Source organism: Pseudomonadota bacterium (assembly GCA_016195085.1).
GTDB lineage: Bacteria > Pseudomonadota > Alphaproteobacteria > SHVZ01 > SHVZ01 > JACQAG01.
Window position 1 is genome coordinate 1 of the sequence record JACQAG010000012.1, and the last position, 26447, is coordinate 26447.

The 26447-nt window shown below is 67.3% G+C and carries 21 protein-coding genes; 15 read left to right on the plus strand and 6 right to left on the minus strand.

Annotated elements, in window-relative coordinates; all coding sequences use genetic code 11:
* Positions 1–286: 286 nt before the first annotated feature.
* From HY058_03205 to HY058_03215, 3 genes are all read right to left on the minus strand, one after another.
* A complete protein-coding gene (locus HY058_03205) occupies positions 287–1276 on the minus strand; it encodes an IS110 family transposase (GenBank protein ID MBI3496294.1) in 990 nt (329 codons plus the stop codon).
* A 205-nt stretch (positions 1277–1481) separates the two neighbouring features.
* Positions 1482–1940: an NUDIX domain-containing protein gene (locus tag HY058_03210; protein ID MBI3496295.1), complete on the minus strand. Its 459-nt coding sequence runs from the start codon at positions 1938–1940 to the stop codon at positions 1482–1484.
* A complete protein-coding gene (locus HY058_03215; protein MBI3496296.1) occupies positions 1937–3112 on the minus strand; it encodes an amidohydrolase in 1176 nt (391 codons plus the stop codon). Before HY058_03215 ends, HY058_03210 begins: the two co-directional genes overlap by 4 nt.
* A gap of 269 nt (positions 3113–3381) precedes the next feature.
* Here HY058_03215 and HY058_03220 point away from each other — a divergent pair, with 269 nt between their 5' ends.
* From HY058_03220 to HY058_03290, 15 genes are all read left to right on the plus strand, one after another.
* Positions 3382–8211 carry a PAS-domain containing protein gene (locus tag HY058_03220; protein ID MBI3496297.1) on the plus strand — a complete coding sequence of 1610 codons (4830 nt, stop codon included), beginning with the start codon at positions 3382–3384 and terminating at the stop codon, positions 8209–8211.
* Positions 8212–8220: 9 nt separating this feature from the next.
* Complete coding sequence (locus HY058_03225) at positions 8221–8634, plus strand: response regulator (protein MBI3496298.1); 414 nt, start codon at positions 8221–8223, stop codon at positions 8632–8634.
* A gap of 3 nt (positions 8635–8637) precedes the next feature.
* On the plus strand, positions 8638–9411 hold the full coding sequence (locus HY058_03230) for an SDR family oxidoreductase (GenBank protein MBI3496299.1): 774 nt from the start codon (positions 8638–8640) through the stop codon (positions 9409–9411).
* Positions 9412–9925: 514 nt separating this feature from the next.
* Entirely contained in the window at positions 9926–11872 is a 1947-nt protein-coding gene (uvrC, locus tag HY058_03235; GenBank protein ID MBI3496300.1) for an excinuclease ABC subunit UvrC, read from the plus strand.
* Between the two features lie 69 nt (positions 11873–11941).
* Positions 11942–12553, plus strand: coding sequence for a CDP-diacylglycerol--glycerol-3-phosphate 3-phosphatidyltransferase (pgsA, locus tag HY058_03240; protein MBI3496301.1), 612 nt, complete (start codon positions 11942–11944; stop codon positions 12551–12553).
* 14 nt (positions 12554–12567) lie between these two features.
* Positions 12568–13065 (plus strand): molybdopterin-guanine dinucleotide biosynthesis protein B, encoded by a 498-nt coding sequence (gene mobB, locus HY058_03245; protein ID MBI3496302.1) that lies wholly within the window; start codon positions 12568–12570, stop codon positions 13063–13065.
* Between the two features lie 3 nt (positions 13066–13068).
* On the plus strand, positions 13069–14337 hold the full coding sequence (locus HY058_03250) for a molybdopterin molybdotransferase MoeA (GenBank protein MBI3496303.1): 1269 nt from the start codon (positions 13069–13071) through the stop codon (positions 14335–14337).
* Between the two features lie 8 nt (positions 14338–14345).
* Positions 14346–14597 carry a molybdopterin converting factor subunit 1 gene (gene moaD / locus HY058_03255; GenBank protein ID MBI3496304.1) on the plus strand — a complete coding sequence of 84 codons (252 nt, stop codon included), beginning with the start codon at positions 14346–14348 and terminating at the stop codon, positions 14595–14597.
* Positions 14527–15069, plus strand: coding sequence for a molybdenum cofactor biosynthesis protein MoaE (locus tag HY058_03260; protein MBI3496305.1), 543 nt, complete (start codon positions 14527–14529; stop codon positions 15067–15069). The genes moaD and HY058_03260 overlap by 71 nt, the downstream gene beginning before the upstream one ends.
* A 26-nt stretch (positions 15070–15095) precedes the next feature.
* On the plus strand, positions 15096–15953 hold the full coding sequence (locus HY058_03265; GenBank protein ID MBI3496306.1) for a TauD/TfdA family dioxygenase: 858 nt from the start codon (positions 15096–15098) through the stop codon (positions 15951–15953).
* A 102-nt stretch (positions 15954–16055) separates the two neighbouring features.
* Complete coding sequence (locus HY058_03270; GenBank protein MBI3496307.1) at positions 16056–17258, plus strand: pyridoxal phosphate-dependent aminotransferase; 1203 nt, start codon at positions 16056–16058, stop codon at positions 17256–17258.
* Positions 17259–17450: 192 nt separating this feature from the next.
* Complete coding sequence (locus HY058_03275; GenBank protein MBI3496308.1) at positions 17451–19487, plus strand: elongation factor G; 2037 nt, start codon at positions 17451–17453, stop codon at positions 19485–19487.
* Positions 19488–19692: 205 nt separating this feature from the next.
* Entirely contained in the window at positions 19693–21318 is a 1626-nt protein-coding gene (locus tag HY058_03280; protein MBI3496309.1) for a peptide ABC transporter substrate-binding protein, read from the plus strand.
* Between the two features lie 30 nt (positions 21319–21348).
* Positions 21349–22302: an ABC transporter permease gene (locus HY058_03285; GenBank protein MBI3496310.1), complete on the plus strand. Its 954-nt coding sequence runs from the start codon at positions 21349–21351 to the stop codon at positions 22300–22302.
* Positions 22295–23194: an ABC transporter permease gene (locus tag HY058_03290; protein MBI3496311.1), complete on the plus strand. Its 900-nt coding sequence runs from the start codon at positions 22295–22297 to the stop codon at positions 23192–23194. The genes HY058_03285 and HY058_03290 overlap by 8 nt, the downstream gene beginning before the upstream one ends.
* Before the next feature lie 15 nt (positions 23195–23209).
* Here the strand turns inward: HY058_03290 and HY058_03295 are convergent, their stop codons facing one another.
* From HY058_03295 to HY058_03305, 3 genes are all read right to left on the minus strand, one after another.
* On the minus strand, positions 23210–24745 hold the full coding sequence (locus HY058_03295) for a DUF885 family protein (GenBank protein ID MBI3496312.1): 1536 nt from the start codon (positions 24743–24745) through the stop codon (positions 23210–23212).
* A gap of 77 nt (positions 24746–24822) precedes the next feature.
* Positions 24823–25938, minus strand: coding sequence for a Gfo/Idh/MocA family oxidoreductase (locus HY058_03300; protein ID MBI3496313.1), 1116 nt, complete (start codon positions 25936–25938; stop codon positions 24823–24825).
* A 188-nt stretch (positions 25939–26126) separates the two neighbouring features.
* On the minus strand, positions 26127–26339 hold the full coding sequence (locus HY058_03305; protein MBI3496314.1) for a DUF599 family protein: 213 nt from the start codon (positions 26337–26339) through the stop codon (positions 26127–26129).
* Positions 26340–26447: the final 108 nt, after the last annotated feature.

Below are 26447 nucleotides of genomic sequence, written 5' to 3' on the forward strand. Positions count from 1 at the left end.
CTCACATGAGGGTGTTGTCGTCAAGGGGTCATTTGGCTCTCCGTCTTTTAGATCCTGGAGCGAGCCTGTTGTCAGCCACGGCGTCGATGCCGTGGAACCTCACATCCGGTCGCCGCTGTTTGCGGCTGGCACCACAATCCCTCATGGACAGGTCATCGGCTCGGCAGGCGGCACCAATCTTGACCACGGCTTTGGAAGCCCTCCGCGCATACGGTCCGCCCTCTCCGGATCCGGTCGAGCTGATCAGGCTCGGCCGAACTTCGTTGTGGTCCTTGTGATCTGCCGGTCAAACGGGTTTGAAGACGGCGCCTTCCGGCACCACGCCCTGGGTGGCATAGCGCCAGAGCGCGATCAGGAGCTTGCGGGCGAGCGCGACGATGGCGATCCGCCGGATCCGGCCCTTTTGCTGGCCGACCCGCTCATGGAACCAGCGGCTGAGCGCGGAGCCGGGCTGGTATTTGAGCCACAGCCAGGCGAGCTCGATGGCGGTCTTGCGCAGCCGTGGATTGCCGGCCTTGGAGATGCCCTGGTCGTATTCGATGCTGCCGCTGCGCCAGGGGCTTGGCGCCAAGCCGCTGAAGGCTGCGATCTGGCGCCGATTGGTGAAGGATCGGAACAGGCATTCGAGGTGGAGGGCGGCGGCGAACTGCGGGCCGAGGCTCCTGAGCCGCAGCAGCATCGGGCCGGCAGCGTCGGCTTCCAGTTCGCTCGCGAGCAGGCGGTCGCGGTCGGCTTCAACCGCTGTGATCTGGGCCAGCAGCAGCTCGAGACGATCGAGCGCTCTGGCGAGCTCGCCCTTGAGATGCGGGGGCAGCGCGCGGCCGTCCCCGGTGTGCAGCCCTTCCAGGCGCTTGCGGCGATCCCGGCGCAGCGGATCGTAGTCATGGATGCCCTGGGCCGCCAGCAGGCCGAGGATGCGATTGCTTTCCCGCACGCGCTGGGTGAGCAACGTCTCGCGCTCACGCACGATCCGGCGACGATCCTCCTCGGCAACGCTCGGCGGCACCACCATCGAGCACACCCGCGGCTCGCCCCGCCGCCACGCCAACAGCGTGCGCAGCAGCGCCTCGCCGTCGATCCGATCGGTCTTCGCCCGTCGGCGCCGGCGCGATACCGCAACCGAAGCGGCATCGACGACGTGGCTTTCGATGCCCTGCTCTTGCAGCAGCCGGTGCAGCCAGAAGCCATCCAGACCCGCTTCCTGGATCGCCACCACTCCAACCGAGCCGCCGGTCCTTTGCTCGGCTTTGCCTCGCAGCAGCCGCAAAAGCTGCAGCAGCCCGGCGCTATCCCCGCCCTTAATCGAGTGCTTTGATCCGCGTATCTATCTTCGGGCTCGTGCAAAGCACGATGGATACGCGGGTCAAGCCCGCGTATGACGGTATTAAAATTTTAGGTGGACTGCGAATGCGTCGCGTGACCGAGCGAAATGCGCAACCGGAAAGCCGCGGACCGAACCCGCGCTTGACGATCAGCGCTCATCACATATGCAATTTGAGCCCACCGTCGCGCGCCTTGAGGAAGAGCGTGCTCTGGGGCAGGTCGAAGAGGTGGCTGACCAGCACGGCCGGCTTGAAGCTCAATGACGGCAACCGCTCCAGATCGATCCAGGCGTGACGGAACTGGTCGGTCTCCCGGCTCGGGATCGGCGCCGTGGGTGCCAGCCGCCGGTCCTCGGCCTGGATGCGGAAATAGAAGCCGTATTCCCGGATGACGTCGTCGGCCAGCGGGAAGAAGTTCTCGACGACGAAGACGAGCGCGCCGGTGGTCACCGCCACGTCGAACTCTTCGCGGAACTCCCGGCGGAGCGCGATCTCCAGGGTCTCGCCATCCTCGAGGCGGCCGCCGGGGAGATACCAGAGCTCGGTGCCGAGCGGGTTCTCCAACAGGACCGCCTGGTCGATGATCAGCAACCCGGCGGCCCGGATGAAGGTCCTCACGCCGCCTTCTTCTCCAGATAAGTCTCCACCAGCCGGGCGAAGAAGCTGGCGCCGTAGGGCAGGATCTCGTTGTTGAAGTCGTAATGCGGGTTGTGGATGATGCAGCCGCCTTCGCCGGCGCCGTTGCCGAGCCAGAACATCGCACCCGGCACCTGCTGCAGCATGAAGGAGAAGTCTTCGCCGGCCATGAGCGGGCGGATGTTGCGCTCGAGCTTGCCTTTCCCGCACACCTCCTCGGCCACCTTGGCGGCGAAGGCGACCTCGTCGGCATTGTTGATGGTCGGCGGATAGCGCCGCATGTATTTGTGGTCGACGGTGGCGCCGAAGGCGGCGGCGGTGTTGCGGGCGATCTCGCCCATGCGCTTCTCGATCAGATCCTGCACCTCGGGAACCAGCGCGCGCGCCGTGCCGCCGATCTCCACCTCGTCCGGGATGACGTTGTGGGTGTCGCCGCCCTTCATGTAGCCGACGCTGACGACGAAGGAATCCAGCGGGTCGACGTTGCGGCTGCCGATGGTCTGCAGCGCCAGCACGATGTGCGCGGCGACGACGAAGGGGTCGATGCCCTGATGCGGCATGGCGCCGTGGCCGCCGCGGCCCTTGACGGTGATGTGCCAGGAGTCGGAGGCGGCGAGCAGCGGTCCGGCCTTCACCGCCATGGTGCCGACCGGGAGTCCCGGCAGGTTGTGCATGGCGAAGACCTTGTCGCAGGGAAACTTCTGGAAGAGCCCTTCCTCCACCATCACCCGGCCGCCGCCCTGGCCCTCCTCGGCCGGCTGGAAGATGAAATGCACCGTGCCGTCGAAGTTGCGGGTCTCGGCCAGATAGCGCGCGGCGCCGAGCAGCATGGTCGTGTGCCCGTCATGGCCGCAGGCATGCATCTTGCCCGCATGCGTGGAGGCATGGGCGAAGCTGTTCTTCTCCTGGATCGGCAGCGCGTCCATGTCGGCCCTGAGCCCGATCGAGCGCGGGCTGTTGCTGGTCCTGAGCGTGCCGACCACGCCGGTCTTGGCGAGCCCGCGATGCACCTCGCACCCATACTCCTTCAGCCTGGCGGCGACGATGTCGGAGGTGCGGTTCTCCTCGAAGGCGATTTCGGGGTGGGCGTGGATGTCGTGGCGAATCGCGACGAGATCCTTTTGAAAATCGTTAATGCGCGGAACGGTCGGCATGGGGGCTCCCGAAGGCGAGGGGAAGCCCGGACTATAGCGAGACCGGCCGATGCATGGCGACTGCGTTTGGGGGAGCCCACCCCAACCCTCCCCCAGCTAAAGCTGGAGGAGGGAGCAAGAGAGCATGCCGCTCTAGCTCCCTCCCTCGCCGAAGGCGGGGGAGGGCTGGGGTGGGGGCATCACTTAGGCGGCCTCGCCCGCCGGTTTTACAGTCCGGCGGATATCGTTAGACTGAGGGCAGGGGAGCTTTCACGAAGGGACCGGGGCCCGTGCCGCTGGTGACGTCCGGACGTAAGAAGGCCGGCGCGGCCGGCTCGAACGGCCTTGCCGAGGTGCTGCTCGACAGCATCTCCCAGGGCGTCATCGCCTTCGATAGCAAGATGAAGCTGGTCGCCTACAACGATCGGCTGGTCGAGCTGCTGGGCGTCTCGCCCGAGGTGCTGCGCGCCGGCGCCACGCGCGACGATTTCATCCGCGACAACGCCATGCGCGGCGAATACGGGCCCGGGGTCGATCCCGAGCAGGTGGTCGCCCAATATGCCGCCCAAGCCCGGCTCGGCAAGCCGATCTTGACCGAGCGCATGCGGCCCGACGGCACCGTGCTCGACATCCGCGGCAACCCCACGCCCGGCGGCGGCTTCGTCATCACCTATACCGACATCACCCAGCTCAAGCGCGGCTCGGAGCGGCTCGAGGAGTCGGTCGCCCTGCGCACCGCCGAGCTGAGCCGAGCGCTGGAGGTGGCGGAGGCGAGCGCGCGGGAGGTGAAGGCCGCCCAGGCGCGACTGGAAACCATCATCCAAGCCTTGCCCTGCCCGGTGGTCATCACCCGCGCCGACAGCGGCATCGTGGTCTTCCACAACCCGCAGGCGTCGGAGCTTCTGGGCTACGCCGGAGAGAGCCTGGTCGGGCGCCGCGCCATGGATTTCTACGGCGACCCGGCGGATCGCAAGCGGCTCTTGGCCGGGCTGGAAGCCCATGGACGCGTGAGCGACCTGGAGATCGTCCAGAAGAAGCGCAGCGGCGAGCGGTTCTGGGTCAGCCTGTCGGCGATCGGCATGCCCTTCGACGGCGCGGCGGCGGTGATGGTGGCTTTGACCGACATCACGCCGCGCAAGCAGGCGGAAGAGGTGCTGAAGGCCGGCAGCGATCGGCTGCGCGCGGTTCTCGACAACATGCCCCACCCGGTCTTCGTGGTCAGGGTCGCCGACAACAAGCTGGTCTACGTCAACCAGCGCGGCCAGCAGGACTATCGCCTGGCCATCGGCGTCTCCATGGCCGACAACATCGACCGCCTGTGGGTCGATCCAGGCCAGAACCGGCGCTTCATCGGCGCGGTGCGCGAGCTCGGCCGCGTCACCGATTTCGAGGCGCATGTGCGCAACGGCGAAGGCGAGCCGTTCTGGGCGTTGCTCTCGGCCGCGACCCTCGACTATGACGGCGATCCGGCGATCTACGTCGTCGCCGTCGACATCTCCGACCGCAAGCGCCAGGAAGAGGAGCTGGCGCAGGAGCGGGCGATCCTCAAGATCACCTTCGACAGCATCGATCAAGGCATCGCCGTGTTCGACGCGGAGCACCGCATCATCAAGGCCAGTCGCCGAATGTCGGAATTGCTCGACCTGCCGATGGAGTTCCTGGAGCGGCAGCCGACGCTCCTCGACGTGCTCCACTATCAGATCGAGCACGGCGAATACGCGGACAAGCCCGAGGAGATCCCGGGCTATCTGCGCGACGCCGAGGTGCGTGGCCGCGGTGAGCACTTCTTCGACATCTACGAGCGGACCCGGCCCAACGGGACCGTGCTCGAAGTCCGCACCGTGCCGCTGCCCAATGGCGGCTCGGCGCGCACCTACACCGACATCACCGCGCGCCGTCGCCAGGAGCTGGAGCTGGAGCGCGAGCGGGCGATCCTGAAGGCGACTTTCGACAATATCGAGCAGGGCATCGCCGTGTTCGACGCCGAGCTTCGCCTGATCAAGGCCAATAAGCGCATCACCGAGCTCCTGGACATGCCGGCGGAATTCCTCGAGCGGCAGCCCTCGATGTTCGAGCTGGTCAAATATCAGACCGATCGGGGAGAATTCTCCGATACGCCGGAGGCGGCCGAAGCGTATCTCCGCAGCTCGGAGGCGGCCCTCCGCGATCCTCAGACCGGGATCGACGATGCCTTCTTCTACCGCGTCTACGAGCGCACGCGGCCCAACGGCACGGTGCTGGAGATCCGCACCGTGCCGCTGCCCGGCGGCGGCTCGGCGCGCACCTTCACCGACATCACCGCGCGCCGGCGCCAGGAGGTGGAGCTGGAGCGCGAGCGCTCGATCCTGCAGGTCACCTTCGACAACATCGACCAGGGCATCGCGGTGTTCGATGCCGAGAACCGCATCATCAAGGCCAATCAGCGGCTCTCGCACCTCCTCGATCTGCCCATGCAGCTCCTGGACCGGCAGCCGACCCTGTTCGACATCATCCGCTATCAGGGCGAGCACGGGGAATTCGCCAACACGCCTGAGATGGAGCAGAACTACCTGCGCGATGCCGAGGAACGGCTGCGCGACCGGAACTTCTACGGCGTCTACGAGCGGGTGCGGCCCAACGGCATGGTGCTCGAGGTCCGCACCGTGTCGTTACCCGACGGCGGCTCGGCCCGGACCTTCACCGACGTCACCGCGCGCCGCCGCCAGCAGGCCGAGCTGGAGCGCGAACGGGCGATCCTGCAGGTGACCTTCGACAACATCCAGCAGGGGATCGCGGTGTTCGATCCGGCGTTCCGCACGATCAAGATCAATCAGCGCGCCGCGGAGCTCCTCGGCCTGCCGATGGACTTCTTCGAAGGTCAGCCGACGCTGTTCGAGATCGGCGACTACCAGGTTCGGCTCGGCGAGTTCGTCGGGATGCCCGGAACCCCCGAGGAGCTCTCCCGGGGGTTCGCCGAGCGGGCGCGCTCGCCGGAATACTTTTCGACCTATGAGCGCATGCGGCCCAACGGCACGACCATCGAGGTTCGCACCGTTCGCCTGCCCGATGGCGGCTCGGCCCGCACCTACACCGACGTGACCGCGGCCAAACGGCGCGAGGAGGAGCTGCGCCAATCCAAGGAGGCGGCGGAGGCGGCCAACCAGGCGAAGTCGGCCTTCGTCGCGGCGATGAGCCACGAGATCCGCACGCCGATGAACGGCGTGCTCGGCCTCTTGGAGGCGCTCGAGCACACCTCGCTCGACGACGAGCAGCAGGAATTCGTGCAGGTCGCCTTCCAGTCGGCGGAGGCGCTGCTGACCATCATCGACAGCATCCTCGACTTCTCCAAGATCGAGGCGGGCAAGCTCGAGGTCGAGCGCACGGAGCTGTCGCCGGCGCAGATCGTCGAGGGGGTCGGCGAGACCATGGCGCCGGCCGCGCACAAGAAGCGCCTGTCTTTGATGACCTATGTGCATCCCGCGGTACCGACGACGCTGATGGGCGATCCCGGGCGCCTTCGCCAGGTGCTGCTCAACCTCGTTGGCAACGCCATCAAGTTCACGGACATGGGCGGCGTGGTGGTCGAGGCGGATATCGAGGAGTCGACGCCCGAGCACGTCATCCTCAGGATCCGGGTGAACGACACCGGCATCGGGCTGTCGCCCGAGCAGTGCGACCGGCTGTTTCGGCCCTTCGTCCAGGCCGACGGCTCGACCACCAGGCGGTTCGGGGGAACCGGCCTCGGCCTGTCGATCTGCAAGCGGCTGGTCGAGCTCATGGGCGGCGATATCGGCGTCGCCAGCCGCCCGGCGGAGGGCTCGAGCTTCTGGTTTCGGATTCCGCTCAGCATGCCGAAAGTCGCAGCGCCGCCGCCGCCGCTACCGTCGCTTGCCGGCCTCGCCGTGCTCGTCGTCGACGACAATCCGTCGGTTTGCACCATCCTCGGCAGCTATCTCGGGTCGATGGGAGCCCGCGTCGGCCAAGCCCGCGACGCCAGCGAGGCGCTCGATGCGCTGCGCCGCGCCGAGACGCCCTATGATGCCGCCATTCTCGACGTGCGGCTGCCGGGCCCCGATGGGCTGGACCTGGCCGAGCGCATCCTGGCCGACCGCCGCCTCAAGGGCACCGGGCTGGTTCTGCTCACCGCCTATGACGACGACCAGATTCGCGCCCGCGCCGCCAAGATCGGCATCCGCATGCAGCTCAACAAGCCGGTCCGCCGCGCCCGCCTCGCCGCCGCCGTCGCGGCGGTGACCCGACGCGGCGAGGCGGAGCCGGCGCCCACCGACGCACCGCGCCGGCTGGAGCCATCGAGCAGCGCCGCGGCGGACCGGCCGCTCCGGCCCGAACGCATTCTCCTGGTCGAGGACAACGCCACCAACCGCATGGTCGCGCTCTATCAGCTCGGGCGGCTCGGCTTCGCCGCCGATGTCGCCGTCGACGGCCAGGTGGCGCTCGATGCGCTGGAACGCGCCCGCTACGATCTCGTGCTCATGGACTGCCACATGCCCGAGGTGGACGGCTACGAGGCGACGCGCACGATCCGGCGCCGCGAAGCCGCCCAGCCCTCGACCAACGGCAAGGGCCGGCTGCCGATCATCGCGATCACCGCCAACGCCACGGCCGAGCAGCGCGGGCTTTGCGAAGCGGCGGGGATGGACGATTTCCTGGCGAAGCCGGTGACCTTGACACAGCTGGCCGAAGTGCTCGAGCGCTGGCTCGGCCCCGACCCGGCGGCGGCAGCGGCCGAGGCGTCGGCGGGTGCGGAGGCCGAGCCGGCTGCCGGATCCGAGGGCGAGCGCGCCGTGCTCGACCTCGCGCATCTCGCCGACATGCTGGGCGACAATCGCGCGATCCTGGCGGAAGCGCTGGAGGAGTTCGTAAGCTCGTCATCGGAGCTGCTGGCGACCCTCGACCGAGGATTGGCCCAGCAGGCGGGGCGCACGGCGCACGGCGCCGTGCACTCGCTGAAGGGTGCGGCGCGGACGGCAGGCGCCTTCCTGCTGGGCCAGGCGGCTGAAGAGGTGGAAAATGCGATCGAGCGCGGCGACTGGGCGGAAGCGGCGCGGCGGCGCCCGGACCTGGCGCAAGCCTTCGAGGCGGTCCGCCAGCGTATCCAGCGCCTGAGCACGGAGCCGTAAGAGGAAGCGATGGCCATCGAATACGACAAGCTCCGAGCCATGGTGATCGAGGACAACGAGTTCATTCGCGGCGTCATCGTCAAGATGCTGCGCGGCGAAAAGCTGCAGGAGGTCGCCGAGGCCCAGGACGGGAAGTCGGCCATCCGGCTGCTGCGCCAGGGCATGGTTCCGGATTTCATCATCTGCGACATCCAGATGGCGCCGATCAACGGGCTGGAATTCGTCGAGTTCATCCGCAACGATTCGGAGCTGCGCAAGCGCAACACGCCGGTCATCATCCTCACCGCCAACCCGATCAAGGACAACGTGCTGAAGGCCCGCGCCTATGGCGTGGACGCCTTCCTGGTCAAGCCGGTGTCGCGGGAAAGCCTGCTGTCGCGCATCGAGCATGTGCTGACCAACCGCCGCCCGACGTCCTCCTAACCGATGACCGCTCCCGCCACGCCTCGCGCCGCGCTGGTCACCGGCGCTGCCCGGCGCATCGGCCGCGCGCTCGCCCTCGACCTCGCCCGGGAGGGGTGGGACGTGGCCCTGCACTATCAGAGCTCCGCCGCCGAGGCGGAAGCGGTTGCGGCCGAAATCCGCGGGCTCGGCCGCCGGGCGGTGGCACTCCCGGCCGATCTCGCGGCGGAGAGCGAAACCGCCTCGCTGGTGCCCGAGGCGGTAGCGGCGCTCGGCCCGCTGGGCCTCGTCGTCAACAACGCCTCGCGCTTCGAGCGCGACGGCGCGCTCACCGCCACCCGGGCCTCGTGGGATGCGCATCTGGAGACCAATCTCCGCGCCCCCTTCGTGCTGATTCAAAGCTTTGCCCGGCAGCTGCCGGAGGCGGCGCAAGGCAACGTCGTCAATATCCTGGACCAGCGCGTCTGGAACCTGACCCCTGCCTTCGTCTCCTACACCCTCAGCAAGGCCGGGCTGTGGACCTTGACCCAGACCATGGCCCTGGCGCTGGCGCCGCGCATTCGCGTCAACGGCATCGGCCCCGGGCCGACCCTGCCCAGCCCGCGCCAGTCGGCCGAGCACTTCGCCGAGCAATCCGCCAGCACCCCGCTCGGCATCGGCACCACGCCGGAGGAGATCTGCCGGGCACTGCGCTTCATTCTGGCCGCGCCGGCGATGACCGGACAAATGATCGCCCTCGATGGCGGCCAGCATCTGTCTTGGGCATCGCCCCGCAAGGGCTGGGTCGTCCCGGAATGAGGGCGGGGGCGTGCTGCCGGCTGCGAATCGGTCCGCGCCGAGATCATTTCCGGCCGGCGCCGCCGCCCTCTTGGAGCCTTCCGGCAGGGTCGCCCATACCCCGTTCCGGCGCCCGCCCTTGGGGCAAAAAACTCAGGGTTTCTCCGCCAAAACACCCTAAGGGAGTGGCTGTGAGCGGCTGCGGGTAAGAAAGTTGTGCACAATGGGTCACGGCCTGCGGCGGTGCCACGGAAGTGTCAAGATGAATCTAGATTTGCCGAGCCGGCAATTCGATCGAATCTAATTTATCTTTCTTCTTCAATGCATTCACGAAAATGCCCAAATTATGGGCAACAACCGGAATCGGCCAGAATGGCTGGATTCAGCCAAAAGCGCGGTCGGCTTCCACACAGAGTTATCCACAGGAATCGTGGATATCCGCGAAAGCGGCGGGAATCCGCGGCGCGACGGGCGACTCCAAGGGGTTTCGGCACTTCGATTGACGGGCGAATGGCCGCAGAAGGATAGTCCGCCCATGCCGGAACGGAACGAGGTCAAGCCGCCGGAAGACCCGCCGGAGGAGGCGCCTCGGGCGGAGGAACCGAAGGCGCCGCGCCGCCGTCGCCATGCGAGCTCGATCGAACACGGCGTGGCGCTGATCCAGGCTGAGCTCAAGAACCTGTCGCCGGGGCCGGGCGTCTACCGGATGCTCGATGCCGACGGCAATGCGCTTTACGTCGGCAAGGCCCGCAGCCTCAAGAAGCGGGTGGCGAGCTATGCCCACCCGGCGAAGCTCTCCAATCGGATCCGACGCATGATCGCCGAGACGGCGTCGCTCGAATTCGTCACCACCCACACCGAGGTCGAGGCGCTGCTGCTCGAGATCAATCTGATCAAGCGGCTGATGCCCCGCTACAACGTGCTGCTCAGGGACGACAAGAGCTTTCCCAACATCCTGGTGACCGGCGACCACCCCTACCCGCAGATCCTGAAGCATCGCGGCGCCAAGGCCCGGGCCGGCGACTATTTCGGCCCCTTCGCCTCGGCCGGAGCGGTCGCCCGCACCATCACCGCCCTTCAGCGCGCCTTTCTCCTGCGCAATTGCTCCGATGCGGTGTTCGCCCAGCGCACCCGGCCCTGCCTGCAGTACCAGATCAAGCGCTGCTCGGCGCCCTGCGTCGGCCATATCAGCGAGGCGGACTATGGCGCTCTGGTGCGCCAGGCCAAGGACTTCCTCACCGGCAAGAGCGGCGAGGTGCAAGCCGAGCTCGCCCAAGAGATGCAGCAGGCGAGCGACGCCTTGGATTTCGAGCGCGCCGCCCGCTCCCGCGACCGCATCCGCGCGCTTGCCCATGTCCGCTCCCATCAGGACATCAACGTCGAAGGCGTCGCCGACGCCGACGTGGTGGCACTGGCGCAAGAGGCCGGGCAGACCTGCGTGCAGGTGTTCTTCTTCCGCGGCTCCAGCAACTATGGCAACCGCGCCTATTTCCCCAGCCACGAAAAGGGCATGGAGCCGGCCGACGTGCTGGCCGCCTTCCTCGGGCAGTTCTACGACAACAAGCCGCCGCCACCCTTGGTGCTGACCAGCCATGTGCCGGCGGAGCAGGATCTCATCGCCGAAGCGCTCTCGCTGAGAGCCGGTCGCCGGGTCGAGCTCTCGGCGCCGCAGCGCGGCGCCAAGCGCAAGCTGATAGAGCATGCGCTCGCCAACGCCGCCGAGGCGCTGGCGCGGCGCCTGGCCGAAAGCGCCTCCCAGCGCCGCCTGCTGGACGGCGTCGCCGCCGTGTTCGGCCTGGAAGCGCCGCCGCGGCGCATCGAGATCTACGACAACAGTCATATCTCCGGAACCAATGCGACCGGCGCGATGGTGGTCGCAGGGCCGGAGGGTTCGATGAAGAGCGCCTACCGCAAATTCACCATCCGCAGCCCCGAGCTCGCTCCGGGCGACGACTACGCGATGATGCGCGAGGTCCTGTCCCGGCACTTCGGCCGCGCGCTCAAGGAGGATCCGGAGCGCGCGCGGGGCACCTGGCCCGATCTGGTGCTGATCGATGGCGGCCAAGGCCAGCTCGCCGCCGCGCAGGGCGTGCTGACCGAGCTCGGCGTCACCGACGTGCCGCTGGTGGCGATCGCCAAGGGGCCGGACCGGGATGCCGGCCGCGAGCGGTTCTTCCAGCCGGGTCGCAACGAGTTCCAGCTCGAGCCGCGCGATCCCGTGCTCTATTTCCTGCAGCGGCTGCGCGACGAGGCGCATCGCTTCGCCATCGAGACGCACCGGGCCAAGCGCGCCAAGGCCTTGGGCCGCTCGGAGCTGGACGAGGTCGCCGGTATCGGCGCTCGCCGCAAGAAGGCCTTGCTCCTGCATTTCGGTTCGGTCCGGGAGATCAAGCGCGCCGGCCTCGCCGATCTCGAGCGCGTGAGCGGCATCTCCAGGGCTGTTGCGGCGAGAATCTATTCCCATTTTCATGAGGACGGGTGAGAGGCAGATGCGTTTCCGCCGAGCCCGGAGTAGACTTGCATCGCCTCCCCTGTACCGGCCCATGAGACCATGCCAGGCAATCTGCCGAACCTATTGACGTTGTCGCGCATCGCCGCCGTGCCCGTGCTGCTGGCGCTGTTCTACGTGCCCGGCGACTGGGCGCGCTGGCTCGCCTGCGTGGTGTTCTCGCTGGCCGGCGTCACCGATTATGTCGATGGCTATCTCGCCCGCAGCCTGAACCAGCGCTCCGAGCTCGGCCGCTGGCTGGATCCCATCGCCGACAAGCTCTTGGTCGCCGCGGCCTTGCTGCTGCTCACCGCCTTCGATCGGCTGGGCCCGTTCGGGCTGCTGCCAGCCCTGGTCATCCTCTGTCGCGAGATCCTGGTCTCGGGCTTGCGCGAATACCTGGCAGAGCTGCGTGTCGGCATGCCGGTGAGCCGGCTCGCCAAATGGAAGACCGCCCTGCAGATGCTGGCGATCGGCTTCCTCATTGTCGGCGATTCCGGCTGGGAGCCGGTGCCGATCCAGCAGATCGGCTGGGTCGGGCTGTGGATCGCCGCCGGTCTCACCCTGATCACGGGCTACGACTATCTTCGCGCCGGGCTGCAGCACATGGACGAGCCGTCGCGCCGCAGCGAGGCCGCCGTTCCGCCAGGCAAGACCGCGCCCCGGCTCGGCTGAGCCCGGGCCGGCGAATGAAGATCCTGGGCATCGCCGGCTGGAGCGGGAGCGGCAAGACCACCCTCGTCGCAAAGCTGTTGCCGGAGCTGATCGCCGCCGGGCTCAGGGTCTCGACCCTGAAGCACGCCCATCACGCCTTCGACATCGACCGTCCGGGCAAGGACTCCTACGTGCACCGGATGGCCGGCGCCACCGAGGTGATGGTGGGCTCGGCCAACCGTTGGGCGCTCATGCATGAGCTGCGCGGGGCGGCGGAGCCGAGCATGGGCGAGCTGGTGGCGCGCATGAGCCCGGTCGATCTCCTGCTGGTCGAAGGCTTCAAGCGCGACGGCCACGACAAGCTCGAAGTGTTCCGCCGGGCGAACGGCAAGCCGTTGCTGGCGCCTGAGGATGATCGCGTCGTCGCCGTCGCTTCCGACGGGGCGGTGCCCGAAGTGGCCCTGCCGATCCTCGATTTGAACGACGTACCGGCGATCGCCCGCTTCGTCATCCGCCACACCGGGCTCGCCTGAGCCATGGCGCAGCTCAGCAACGATTGCTTCGCCCAGGACGGCGCCTTGATCACCGTCGCCGATGCGCTGGCGCTCTTGGACCGTGCCGTGGAGCCGATCGTCGAGCCCGAGACGGTGCCGCTGGCGGCCGCCCTCAACCGCGTGCTGACCGCCGAGGTGAGGGCCGCCATCGACGTGCCGCCGGCGGACAATTCCGCCGTCGACGGGTATGCGGTCTATGCCGCCGATCTCCGTCCCGATGAGCCCACGCGCCTGCCGGTCGTGGCCCGGATCGCCGCCGGGCATCCCTTGGCGATGCCGATGCGGCGCGGCACGGCGGTGCGCATCTTCACCGGTGCGGCGATGCCGAAGGGTGCTGCCGATGCCGGACCCGATACGGTGATGATGCAGGAGGATTGCACGCGCGAGGGCGATACCGTGCTGCTGCGTGCGGGCATCAAGCCTGGATCCAATCGGCGCCGGGCGGGCGAGGATTTGCGCTGCGGCCAAGTGGCACTCGCCGGCGGAAGGCGCCTGCGGCCCCAGGATATCGGCCTCGCCGCGGCGCTGGGCCTGACCCAGCTTTCGGTGCGGCGCCGGCTGAAGCTGGCGCTCTTCTCCACCGGCGACGAGCTGGTCGAGCCCGGACGCCCGCTGGCGTCGGGGCGCATCTACGATTCCAACCGCTTCACCATCCAGGCCCTGCTCGCCGCCTTCGGCGCCGAGGTGAGCGATCTCGGCATTCTTCCCGATCGTGCCGAGGCGATCCGCGCGGCGCTTGCCGGCGCCGTTGCCGGCCATGATGCGATCGTCACCTCGGGCGGGGTGTCGACGGGCGAGGAGGATCACGTCAAGGCGGTCGTTCAGGAGCTGGGATCGCTCTATCTCTGGCGGCTGGCGATCAAGCCCGGCCGGCCGGTGGCCCTGGGGCAGATCGGCGCCGTGCCGTTCATCGGGCTCCCCGGCAATCCGGTCGCGGTGATGGTGACATTCCTCATCCTGGCGCGCCCTCTGCTCCTCAAGCTGGCCGGGGCGGCGGTGGAGCCGGGGCTGCGCTTTCGCGTGGCCGCGGGGTTCGAATACGCGAAGAAAGCCAACCGGCGCGAATACTTGCGGGCGCGGCTGGAGCCCGGCGAGGCCGGGCTCGTCGCCCGCCGGTTCCCCCGGGATGGCGCCGGGATCCTGTCCTCGATGGTCGAGTCCGACGGGCTGGTGGAGTTGCCGGAGGCGTTGACCACGCTTACATCCGGCAGCATGGTGGATTTCCTGCCGTACAGCGCGGTCTTGAGTTGAGGCGCCCCTTGAAGCTCTTGTATTTCGCCTGGGTCCGTCAGCGTGTGGGCATGGCCGAGGAGACGGTCGAGCTGCCGGACGCGGTGGCAACCGTCGGCGACCTCTTGGCCTGGCTCGAGACCCGCGGCCCCAGCTATGCCGAGGCGCTGGGCGCCAAGGGCGTGGTCAAGGTCGCGGTCAACCAGGAGTATGCCGGCAGCGACCGCCGCTTGGCCCCGGGCGACGAGGTGGCGCTGTTTCCGCCGGTCACGGGCGGGTAACGTGATCAGAGTTCAAGAGCAGGACTTCGATGTCGGCGCCGAGATCGACGGGCTCGGCGGCGGCGATCGGTCGATCGGCGGCATCGCCAGCTTCATCGGTCTGGTTCGCGATATGGCCGGAGGCCAGCGGATCCGGGCCATGACCCTCGAGCATTATCCGGCGATGACCGAACGCGAGCTGAAGCGCATCGAGGCGGACGCACGGGCGCGCTGGCCGCTGCAGGCGAGCCTGGTGATCCACCGTTATGGCAGGCTCGAGCCCGGCGACCGCATCGTCTTCGTCGCGACCGCATCGGCGCATCGGCAAGCGGCGTTCGAAAGCTGCATGTTCCTGGTCGATTGGCTGAAGACCAAGGCGCCGTTCTGGAAGCTGGAGGAGACCGGCGCCGGCGCCGAATGGGTCGCGGCCAAGGCGAGCGATGACGACGCGGCCGAGCGCTGGAGCCGTCCGGCAAAGAAGGCGGCGGAGTAGAGCCCGCGGAAGGGGACGGAGGGGAGATGGCGATGCAGGTCAGGGCGCTGACCCCGGTCTTCGGCGCCGAGATCATCGGCCTCGATGTGGCGGAGCCGCTGGCTGCGGACGCCTTTCGAGGCCTGCGCGAGATCTGGCATGCCCAGTCGCTCCTGCTGATCCGTGGGCAGAGCCTGGACGAGACGGCGCTGGTCCGCTTCAGCCGCGGCTTCGGGACGCTGGAATCGCCGCCGGCCAGCGCCGAGCGTGTATGGGCCGATGGCGGCAGCATCTGCCCGGAAATCTGGGTGATTTCGAACGTGATCGAGAACGGCAAGCCGATCGGCGGGCTCGGCGCCGGCGAGGCGGAATGGCACACCGACATGTCCTATATCGAGGAGCCGCCCTCGGCGAGCCTGCTCTATGCCCGCGAGATTCCGCCCGCAGGCGGCGACACCGCCTTCGCCAGCATGCATGCCGCCCTGGAGGCGATGCCGCTGGTGCTCCGCGCCGCCATCGAGGGGCGGCGGGCGAAGCATGATTCTTCCTACACCAGCGCCGGCGAGCTGAGACGGGGTGCCAGCGCCGACGTGAATGCGGAGACCGCGCCGGGCGGCGTCCACCCGATCATCCGCACCCATCCCGAGACCGGCCGGAAGGCGATCTATCTCGGCCGCCGGCGCAACGGGCTCATCGTCGAGCTGCCGCTGGATGAGAGCGAGGCGGTCTTGGACGAGGTCTGGCGCTTCGCCACCCAGCTGCAATTCACCTATCGCCACCACTGGCGGCTGGGCGACCTCCTGGTCTGGGACAATCGCGCGCTGGTGCATCGCCGCGACGCTTTCGATCCCGAGGCGCGCCGCATCATGCTGCGCACCCAGGTCAAGGGCGACCGGCCCCGCTGACCGCCTCGCCGATCTCGGGCGCGCCAGGCCCTTGAAGGTGCCGACCGACACAAGTAGGGTGCCGCTCCGCGCCAGCAACTTGCAGATCCGTAGAGGCATAGAATGGGCTTAGTCGCCGACCGGCTCGACCGTATCAAGCCATCCCCGACCATCGCGGTTTCCGATAAGGCGCGCTCGCTCAAAGCGGCCGGGCGCGACGTCATCGGCCTTGGCGCCGGCGAACCCGACTTTGACACGCCGGATTCGATCAAGGAGGCGGCCATCGCCGCCATCCGCCGCGGCGAGACCAAATACACCAATGTCGACGGCACGCCGGAGCTCAAGGCCGCCATCGTCGCCAAGTTCAAGCGCGAGAACCGGCTCGACTACAAGCCCTCGCAGATCACCGTCGGCACCGGCGGCAAGCAGGTGCTGTACAACGCGCTGATGGCCTCCCTCAATCCCGGCGACGAGGTCGTCATCCCCGCACCCTATTGGGTGAGCTATCCCGACATCGTCGTGCTCGCCGAGGGCGTGCCGGTGTTCGTCATCTGCGAGGAGAAGAACGGCTTCAAGCTCAAGCCGGCGGATCTCGAGCGCGCGATCACGGCCAAGACCAAGTGGCTCATCCTCAACAGCCCCTCCAATCCCACCGGTGCCGCCTACACCTGGGCGGAGATGAAGGCGCTGACCGACGTGCTCGTGCGGCACCCGCAGGTGCATGTGCTCACCGACGACATGTACGAGCACCTGGTGTATGACGACTTCAAGTTCTGCACTCCGGCCGAGGTCGAGCCGTCGCTGTACGAGCGCACTCTCACCATGAACGGCGTGTCCAAGGCCTATTGCATGACCGGTTGGCGCATCGGCTATGGCGGGGGTCCGGAAAAGCTGATCAAGGCGATGGCGGTCCTGCAGTCGCAGTCGACCTCCAATCCCTCCTCGGTCAGCCAGGAGGCGGCCGCGGCCGGTCTCTCCGGCCCGCAGGACTTCATCGCTGAGCACAACAAGATCTTCCGCGAGCGGCGCGACCTGGTGGTCGGCATGCTGAACCAGGCAAAGGGATTGAAGTGCCATCGGCCCGAGGGTGCCTTCTACGTGTATCCCTCCTGCGCCGGGGCGATCGGCAAGAAGACGCCGGCCGGGGCGACGATCCGCACCGACGGCGACTTCGTGACCTACCTCTTGGAGAGCGAGGGCGTGGCGGTGGTGCAGGGCGAGGCCTTCGGCCTCACCCCCTATTTCCGCATCTCCTACGCGACCGCGACCGAAGTCATGGAAGAGGCTTGCCGACGCATCCAGCGCGCCTGCGCCAGCCTCACCTGAGGCCGGGGCGATCGGCGCCTGCCGCGGCGGCGCCGATTCTCCGGGCGGTCGAAATCTAGCCTAACTCCCCCCGCCGGCTTTTCCCCTTGCGCGGCGAATTCGCCCCGGCGCAAGCTATCGCTCCAAGGTCGGCCGGTGGGGCCCACCCCCGGCGGCGCAATGAAGCGAACCGCGCGAGGGAGGCGCTCACGAATGGGAGACCCTGCCAGACCCCGGACCGCCGTGCTGGTCGGACCGTATCTTTCCGGTAAAACCACGCTGCTCGAGAGCCTGCTGTTCGCCTGCGAGGCGATTCCCAAACGCGGCTCGGTCAAGGACGCGACCAGCGTCGGCGACGGCGCGCCGGAAGCCCGCGCCCGCAAGATGAGCGTCGAAGCCTCGGCGGCGAGCGCCACCTATCTCGGCGACCCCTGGACCTTCATCGATACGCCGGGCTCGATCGAGCTCGCGCAAGAGGTGCGCAACGCGCTCATGGTCGCCGACGTGGCCGTGGTCGTGTGCGAGCCGTTGATCGATCGCGTGCAGACCCTGGCGCCGATCATGCGCTTCCTCGACGAGCAGGCGATCCCGCACATGCTGTTCATCAACAAGATGGACCAGGCGACGGTGGCCCCGAAGCCGTTGCTGGAAGCCTTGCAAGGGTTGAGCGAGCACCCGCTGGTGCTGCGGCAAGTGCCGATCTACGATGGCGAGACCTTGACCGGCTATGTCGACCTGGTGAGCGAGCGCGCCTATCGCTACCGGCCGGGCCAACCCTCCGATCTCATCAAGCTGCCGGAGACCGCGCTCGATGCGGAGAAGTCGGCGCGCACCGGGCTTTTGGAGGCGCTCGCCGATTTCGACGACGGCCTGCTCGAAGCCTTGCTCGAGGACACGGTGCCGCCGCCGAAGGAGATCTACAAGCAGCTCACCAAGGATCTGCAGGCCGACAAGATCGTTCCGGTGTTCCTGGGCGCGGCCGAGTTCGAAAACGGCGTCAGGCGCCTGTTGAAGGCCTTGCGCCACGAGACGCCCGGGCCGGAAGCCGCCGCGGCGCGGCGCGGCCTCAAGGGCGACGGCGAGGCGGCGGCCGAGGTGTTCAAGACCTACCATGCGGCGCATACCGGCAAGCTCACTCTGGCGCGGGTTTGGCGCGGCAGCGTCAAGGACGGCCAGACCCTGAGCGGCACGCGTGTCAGCGGTCTCTACCGCATGAACGGCGTCGCCTTCGCCAAGCTGGCGGAGGCGAAGGCCGGCGACGTCGTCGCCTTCGGCCGGATGGAAGGCATCCACACCGGTGCCGCGCTGACGCCTTCCGGCGCGCGCCCCGTCGGCCTGCAGCCATTTCCGCCACCGTTGCCACCGCAATTCTCCCTCGCCATCACTGCCGAGAACCGCAACGACGAGGTCAAGCTGTCGGGCGCCATGGCGAAGCTGACCGAGGAGGATCCGGCCCTCAACTTCGCCCATGAGCACGACACCGGCGAGCTGGTGCTGCAGGGGCAGGGCGACATCCATCTGCAGATCGCCATGGACCGGCTCAAGAGCAAGTACAATCTGAAAGTCCGCTCGCGCCGTCCGCGGGTGCCTTACAAGGAAACCATCCGCAAGGGTGTCGCCCAGCATGGGCGGCACAAGCGGCAGAGCGGCGGCCACGGGCAGTTCGGCGACATCAAGGTGGAGATCAAGCCGCTGCCCCGCGGCGAGGGCTTCGTCTTCATCGACAAGGTCGTCGGCGGCTCGATCCCGCGCCAGTACATCCCGTCGGTCGAAGAGGGCGTCCGCGAATTCATGGTTCGGGGGCCGCTCGGCTTCCACCTGGTGGATTTCTCGGTGACCTTGCTCGACGGCCAGTACCACGCCGTCGACTCCTCCGACATGGCATTCAAGACCGCGGCGCGCATCGCCATGAGCGAGGGCATGCCGAAATGCGACCCGGTGCTGCTCGAGCCGATCGCCCATGTCACCATCTCGGTGCCGAACGACCACACCTCGAAGGTGCAGCGCGTCATCACCGGGCGGCGCGGACAGATCCTGGGCTTCGATGCCAAGCCCGGCTGGAAGGGTTGGGACGAGGTGACCGCCTATATGCCGCAATCGGAGATCCACGATCTCATCATCGATATCCGTTCGCTCACCCTCGGCGTGGCGAGCTATATCTGGAAGTTCGACCATCTGGCCGAGCTGACCGGGCGGCTCGCGGACAAGGTGATCGAGGACCACGCGCCGAAGGCGGCCGCGGCGAGCTAAGAGCCTGTCTGAGCCATAGGCGTGGCCGCGAGGCGGCGATGGCTCGTGCATCGCTCAACTCCTGCGGTCAAGCGATCGGGCGAAAACGGCGCATTCCCAAGGGGTTGCGTCCGGCTCGGATCGGTTGGTCGCAATCCCCCTTGAATACGCTCGAGGTGCCTGGAAGAGAGGGTGAGATGCGCAGCCAGATCGGGAGGCAGACGTCATGAATTGGAAACCATCGCGCAGGCAGGTGCTTGGGAGTGGGTTGCTGGCGGCGTTCGGAGCGGCGGCACCCGGGTCTCTCCTGAGCAAGGCGGCATTCGCCCAGGTTCGCGGCGGAACGCTGACAGTCGGGCTGCCCTACGACGTGGATACGTTGAACGTGTACACCACGGGATTCCTCGGTGACGTGGAGGCCGCCGTCGTCGAAGGCCTGCTCGCGCCGAACGAGAACGCCAAATACGTCCCGGTTCTAGCAACCGAAGTTCCCACCGTGCAAAACGGCGGCATCGAGCTGCTCGATGGCGGCTCCAAGATGCGAATCAAATACAAGCTCCGGCCCAACGTGAAATGGCACGATGGGAAACCCTTCACCTCGGCCGACGTCAAGTTCACCTGGGAAGCGGTCAGCGACCCAAAATTCATCGCCGAGTCGAAGGATGGCACGGCAGATGTCGCGTCGATCGAAACGCCGGACGAGCTCACCGCGATCGTCAACTATAAGAGCGTGTCGCCGACCTTTGCCTCGACGCTCTTCACCTTCGGCATTCTGCCCAAGCACGCCTTGGAGGGCAAAGACCTCAACAAGGACCCCTACAACGACAAGCCTCTCGGCACCGGCCCCTTCGTGGTCACCGAGTTCAGGCACGGCCAGCATGTGGTGGTCGAGCGCAACCCGAACTACTGGAGGAAGGACGAGAAGGGGCAGGCCTTGCCCTATATCGAGCGGATCATCTTCAAGATCATTCCGGACTCGAATACGCTGATGACCCAGCTGAAATCGGGCGAGGTCGCGTTCGCCTACCGCGTCCCCTACTCGCAAGCAAAGCAGCTTGAGACCGTCGGCAGCCTCGAGCTGCTGAAGGGCCCGCTGCTCTCCTGGCAGCATCTCGACTTCAATTTCCGCGGACCCAAGTCGCTGCAGGACCTGACTGTGCGGAAGGCGATCGCGCACGCGATCAACCGCGACACCATCGTCCGCGCGCTCGGCGGCTTTCCGGTATCGATCAAGTCGGTGGTGGTGCCCATCTTCGACTTCCATGATCCGAACACGCCGAGCTACGATCTCGATCCGGCGAAGGCCAACAAGCTCCTCGACGACGCCGGATACGCGAAGGGCGCCGACGGCGTGCGCGTGAAGGACGGCGAGCGGCTGTCGTACCGGATCGTCTGCCTCGCCGGCCTGGTCGACGACGAGATCACGGAGCAGGTCCTCATCGCGCAGCTGAAGGCGATCGGCATCGAGGTCAAGCCGGACAACAAGGCCGGCGTCGCCTTCAGGGAGGCCCGCTACAAGGGCAACTACGATCTCCTGTATGCCCGCTGGATCACCTCCGCCGATCCGGTCTACAGCGTCTTCTTCGGCACCAAGGGGGCCAACAACGGGCAGGGCTACTCCAATCCGAGGCTGGATGAGGTCATGCGGCGCATGGAGAGCACCCTCGATCCCGAGCAGCGGCGGCAGAGCGCGAAGGAGATGCAGGCCATTCTGGCGGCGGATCTGCCCACGATACCGCTTACGACCAATGTCGGTGTGATCGCCAAGACCAGGAAGCTGAAGAACTTCATCCCCAACCCGACGAACATGACGAACTTCGTCGACACCAGCCGGTGGTATCTGGAGACCTAGCACGGCCGCGGCGGGGCCGGGCTCGGCCGGATGAACTTGAAGTACATTCTCATGCGGGTGATCGGCGCGGTCCCGCTGATCATCGGGACATCGATCGTCCTCTTCGGCGTCATCCATCTGGCTCCGGGCGGACCGACCGACGTCTACGCCGACAATCCCTCGGTCACCAAGGAAGCCCTCGAGCAGATCAGGACGGCCTACGGCCTGGACCGGCCGATCTGGGCGCAATACGCGCTCTGGTTCGGCTCGATGCTGCGCGGCGATTGGGGCTACTCGATCCGAACCGGACGCCCGGTCTTCCAGGACGTCGTCGAGCGGCTCGGGCCGACCTTCGAGCTGGGCGGGCTGTCGCTGGCAATCTCCCTTTCATTGGCGCTGCCGCTCGGCGTCATCGGCGCCGCCCGGCAGAACTCGCCCCGCGACCACGCCCTCACCCTCTTGTCCTTCTCCGGAATCTCCATACCGGTGTTCTGGCTGGCTCTGCTGCTGCAGCTCCTGTTCAGCATCGTCCTGGGATGGCTGCCCTCGGCGGGCTACCAGTCGATCGGGGACGGCTCCTTCGGCGATCGCCTCGCCCATATCGCGATGCCGGTCACGGTGCTCTCGCTGGCCACCATCGCCAGCTGGAGCCGGTATGTGCGCGCCGGCATGCTCGACGTCCTGCATCAGGAATACATCCGCACCGCCTATGCCAAAGGCCAGACCGAGTGGGGCGTTCTTGTCCATCACGCGTTGCGGAACGCGTTGCTGCCGGCGGTGACGATCATCGCCCTCGATTTCGCGAGCGTGATCTCCGGGGCGGTGATCACCGAGACGGTCTTCGCCTGGCCGGGCATCGGCCGACTGTTCATCGAAAGCATGGATGGGCGCGACTACCCGGTGCTCATGGGCCTCATGCTGATGGGTTCGATGGCGCTCATTCTGGCGAACCTGATGGCGGATCTGGTCTATGCGGCCATCGATCCCAGGATCCGCTATGACTGAGGCTGCGGCGAGCCGACCCGGCGCGGTCGCCATCCTCGACCATGGCCCCTTGCGGGCGGGTCTCGGCCGGCTCTTGGCCCATCGGCCCGCGGTTGCGGCGCTGGCGCTGCTCGCCGCCATGGCGCTGATCACCACCCTGGCGCCGCAGCTTCTGCCTTACGAGTATGACGAGCAGGACTTCCAGCTCATCGGCCAGCCCGGCGGGATGACCGCGGCGCATTGGCTCGGAACCGACCAACTCGGCCGCGACGCGTTGACCCGTCTCGTCCATGGCGGCCGCATCTCGCTATCGGTCGGCCTGGCGAGCGCCTTGATCGCAACGCTCCTCGGCACGCTGGTAGGAGCCGTCTCGGGCTTCTATCGCGGCCTGGCCGATACGGCGCTGATGCGCGCGACCGACGTCATGCTGTCGATTCCGCTCCTGCCGCTCGTCCTGCTCATATCGGGCCTCTTGCGTCCGAACGTGCCGCTGCTCATCGGACTGATCGGGGCCCTCACCTGGATGAGCACCGCCAGGCTCGTGCGCGGGCAGTTTCTGGCACTCCGCGAGCGCGAGTTCGTCGAGGCGGCGCGGGCGCTCGGCGCGCGAGGCTCGCGCCTGATCCTGCGTCATATCTTGCCCAACGCCGTCGGCCCGATCACGGTCTCCGCCACGCTCGCCGTCGGGCGATCGATCATGCTCGAATCCGCCATGTCGTTCTTCGGTTTCGGCGTCCAGCAGCCGACGCCAACCTGGGGCAATCTGCTGAACACTGCCAGCCCATGGCTCGGCCTGGCGCCTTGGCTCGCGGTGGCGCCGGGCTTGTGCATCTTCGCGACGGTGCTGGCCGTCAACTTCCTTGGCGACGGATTGCGCGATGCCGTCGAGCCGAGGAGCCGAAAGTCCGCCTGAGCTACCGGGCCGATCTCATCGGCCGACGCGGCCTGCGCGCGCCATCTCGTCCCTTGCAAAGGCCACGGGTACATGCCCGAATCCGATGAGCGCGTCGTGGAACGCGCGGGTGCCGCCGCTCCAAGCCTTCCTGAGCGACCGGATGGCGCGGACGCCGAACCAATACATCAGCCGAGACGCCGGAAACATCGAGTTGCGCGTCACTTCCGCCTCGATGCGTGCCGGCGCGAAGCCGGCCTTCTCTCGGTAGAAGCGCTTGGCTTCGTCGAGCGACCACTGCCCCAGATGCAGCCGAATATCGAGGATTGCACTGGCGGCGTTCCGGCGTTCCATGTGCTTCAGCATGAGGGCCTCGGCCGGCGAGTAGTATCCTGGAGCCTCGAGCAAGAGCTCGGCCGCGTGGCAGGCCCATCCCTCGACCATGGTGCCGCCGGAGAGAAGGGCGATGCCGCTTGCGCAATCCGTACCGCCGATCCGCGCCAGCCGCGACGGGGAGGCGCGCGCGCGCGCGTTCTGGGTGTGATGCCCGATGCTGCCGTGATGCGCCGCATGCACGGACTTGACGAGCGCCGTGTTATGGGCGCTGAGATCGACCGCCGCGTCCGCCGCCGGCGTTGCCACCCAATAGACGCTGCCCGTGCCCGCATGCATGGCCGGCGGCGAGCGGTATGAGAGGAAATAGAGCGCCTTGGCAATCTTCCGGAACGCCGGGTCGAGCGCCCGGTAGTCGAGGTCGTAGTCCATGGCCGGGCTCACCAGCGTTTGGCCCAGCTCGACCGCGCGGCCTTGCCAATGGCGATAGGAGGCAAGCACCCCCTCCCGGGTCGGGCAGATCGTCGCGAGGTCGTCCAATTGCTGCCGCCAGGACCGCGACGGGTCGATGCCGGCCGCCATCCGATCGAGCTCCTGGGTCAGCTCATCGAATGCGGATTCAGCCAAGCGCAACCCCTCATGGGGGCCGAGCCCAAGACCGTGCACGTCGCGCATGAGCATGTCGAGATAAGCCTCTCCGCAAGCGGGCGAGGTGTCGGGCATGTTGGCGAGCGCCCCGGCGAATTCTTCGAGCGCCCTTGCCGCCGCCTCCGCCGGCTGCAGCCACTCATCCCGCCAACGCGGATGCAACCGAACATCGCCTTCGAGAAACGCCGCGAAGGCGAGCGTCTCGCGCTTCGCACGCTCGACCCAGCCGCGCGGCGCCGCGTCAGGCAAGCTTGCCCTTCCGGCGGCGAGAAAGTCGGGAATCAGCTCCAATCTGGCTTTGAGCGATTCGGCCGCGACCGGCATCGACTGCGGCAGCAACAAGCCGATGATACCGAAGGCGGCCTCGCCCGAGTACCATGCGGGATTGCGGAACCGCGGGCGGCGATCGAGAGCCGCCTGCGCCATGATGATCTCGGCCCGAGCGAGCTTGACGTCCAGGCGGTCCGCAACCGACGGGCTCTCGGCAAGCGATCCGATCTTCCGGGCGAGGTCGGCGAGACATTTGCGCTCATCGGCCATCGCCGAGGCATCGGCTCGGGGCAGGCGGCCGTCGTGGCCCTCGACGCCCATGAACGTCGCGTTCGTCGGATGGAAGGCAAGGTGGAATTCGAGGAAGGCGTCAATTGCCCCGCGGACGTCGCTCTCGCTCACCCGCGCATCCTCGGGATCTCTACCCAGCGCCGCTCGAAATGCGCTTGGATGATCGTGTCTACGATCTCCTGGCTCTTCGCTCCGTCGAAGAAGGTGCACTCCGCCGGTTTGCGATCGAGAATCTCGGCGACGAAATGGCGGATCAGGTTGCGATAGTAGAGCTCTCGCCATGGCGTATTGATCGTCGTTCCCGGCGGGAAACGCTCGGGCGCCACCGCGATGGGGCGAAACTCGACCGCGTCTGAACGGGCGAAGTGCAGCGTCTCCGCGACGCCGAATTCGGTGATCAGCCGGGCAATGGCCGCACCCTTCGAGCCGTATACGCGGATTTCGACGCCGGGGTAGTTTCCGACGGCGATGTAGCTCGATTGCAGCAAGCCTTGCGCGCCGTTCGCGTACTCGATGATCGCAACGGTGCCGTCTTCGACGGGGATTCGTTGCAGCCCTGCCCTGCCGCGCACCTGTCGCTCTGGTATGAAGTTCCGCATCGTGCTGGCGACGGATTGGAATTCGCCGCCGATCCAGCGCATGAGATCGACGAGATGCGATCCGTAGCCGATGACCGAGGCGGGTATCAATTTGTCGCCCGGCGCATTGGGCGGGACCTGGCGCAACGGGAACTGCGGGTCGAGAAACTGCGAATTCTGCTCGAAGCCGTGGATGTGGAAGATCTCGCCGAGGGTACCGTCCGCCACCCACTCCTTGACCTGGCGCATCGCCGGCGAGTAGCGGAAGGTGAAGCCGAGCTTGGTCCGCACGCCCTTGGCATCGCCGGCGCGCCAGGCTCCGAACGCCGCGTCGGCCTCGGTTGCCAGCGGTTTTTCCGATAGCACGTGCTTGCCCGCGGCGATCGCATCGAGACTCAGCTGCAAATGGGTATGCGTCGGGGTGCATACGTCGACCATCTGCACGCCCGGATCGGCCAGCAGTTCCCTGTGGTCGCTGTACACGCGCTTGGCACCAAAGCGAGCGGCCATTGCCTTCGCCCGTTCGACTTCGATGTCGCAGATCGCAACGAGATCGACGCGATCATCCGCCGCGTACCCGGGAAGGTGCGCCTTTTCCGCCCAAGTATGAGCTCCCAGAAGTCCGACCCCGAGCTTTGCCGTCATGGCGATACTTTCCTGGTCCGTCGACACGGCAGTCCGTGGGAAGATTCCCCAATATCGCGAGGCGGCCGACCTTGGCCGGATCGCGACGGCAACCCGTCGTGAGCGCGCCGCGACCCGCGCGCCGCGCCGATCTTAGGGTTGGAACGGGCCCGCCGATGCGAATTTTATGGCACAGTAAGACTAGGAGCTCAACGCGGTGGCGCCTTGTCGCCTTCGAGCGTGTCGGCGAGCTGCTTGATCGACCGCGCGGCGCGGCTGCCGTGCTGGCGGAGCATGAGGACGGCCAGCATCACCGTGGTGGCGAGGATCGACAACGCCGGGTGCACGAACCAGCCGATGGCGGCGAGCGCGAAGTAATAGGCGCGCAAGCCGCCGTTGAAGCTAGTGAGCGCCCGGGTCAAGACTATGGTCGGTCAGGATCGTATAGCCGCTCCAGCCGAGCACCAGCCAGGCGAGCGCGACCAGATCGAGCGTCGTCAGATCGAACGCCATGATGCCACCCGCCACAG

Coding starts and splice junctions, on each gene's coding strand:
- HY058_03215 (MBI3496296.1), bottom strand. CDS start 3,112: ATGCCGACCGTTCCGCGCATTAACGATTTTCAAAAGGATCTCGTCGCG.
- HY058_03225 (MBI3496298.1), top strand. CDS start 8,221: ATGGCCATCGAATACGACAAGCTCCGAGCCATGGTGATCGAGGACAAC.
- HY058_03230 (MBI3496299.1), top strand. CDS start 8,638: ATGACCGCTCCCGCCACGCCTCGCGCCGCGCTGGTCACCGGCGCTGCC.
- uvrC (MBI3496300.1), top strand. CDS start 9,926: ATGCCGGAACGGAACGAGGTCAAGCCGCCGGAAGACCCGCCGGAGGAG.
- pgsA (MBI3496301.1), top strand. CDS start 11,942: ATGCCAGGCAATCTGCCGAACCTATTGACGTTGTCGCGCATCGCCGCC.
- mobB (MBI3496302.1), top strand. CDS start 12,568: ATGAAGATCCTGGGCATCGCCGGCTGGAGCGGGAGCGGCAAGACCACC.
- HY058_03250 (MBI3496303.1), top strand. CDS start 13,069: ATGGCGCAGCTCAGCAACGATTGCTTCGCCCAGGACGGCGCCTTGATC.
- HY058_03260 (MBI3496305.1), top strand. CDS start 14,527: ATGCCGGCAGCGACCGCCGCTTGGCCCCGGGCGACGAGGTGGCGCTGT.
- HY058_03265 (MBI3496306.1), top strand. CDS start 15,096: ATGGCGATGCAGGTCAGGGCGCTGACCCCGGTCTTCGGCGCCGAGATC.
- HY058_03270 (MBI3496307.1), top strand. CDS start 16,056: ATGGGCTTAGTCGCCGACCGGCTCGACCGTATCAAGCCATCCCCGACC.
- HY058_03275 (MBI3496308.1), top strand. CDS start 17,451: ATGGGAGACCCTGCCAGACCCCGGACCGCCGTGCTGGTCGGACCGTAT.
- HY058_03280 (MBI3496309.1), top strand. CDS start 19,693: ATGAATTGGAAACCATCGCGCAGGCAGGTGCTTGGGAGTGGGTTGCTG.
- HY058_03285 (MBI3496310.1), top strand. CDS start 21,349: ATGAACTTGAAGTACATTCTCATGCGGGTGATCGGCGCGGTCCCGCTG.
- HY058_03290 (MBI3496311.1), top strand. CDS start 22,295: ATGACTGAGGCTGCGGCGAGCCGACCCGGCGCGGTCGCCATCCTCGAC.
- HY058_03295 (MBI3496312.1), bottom strand. CDS start 24,745: ATGGGCGTCGAGGGCCACGACGGCCGCCTGCCCCGAGCCGATGCCTCG.
- HY058_03300 (MBI3496313.1), bottom strand. CDS start 25,938: ATGACGGCAAAGCTCGGGGTCGGACTTCTGGGAGCTCATACTTGGGCG.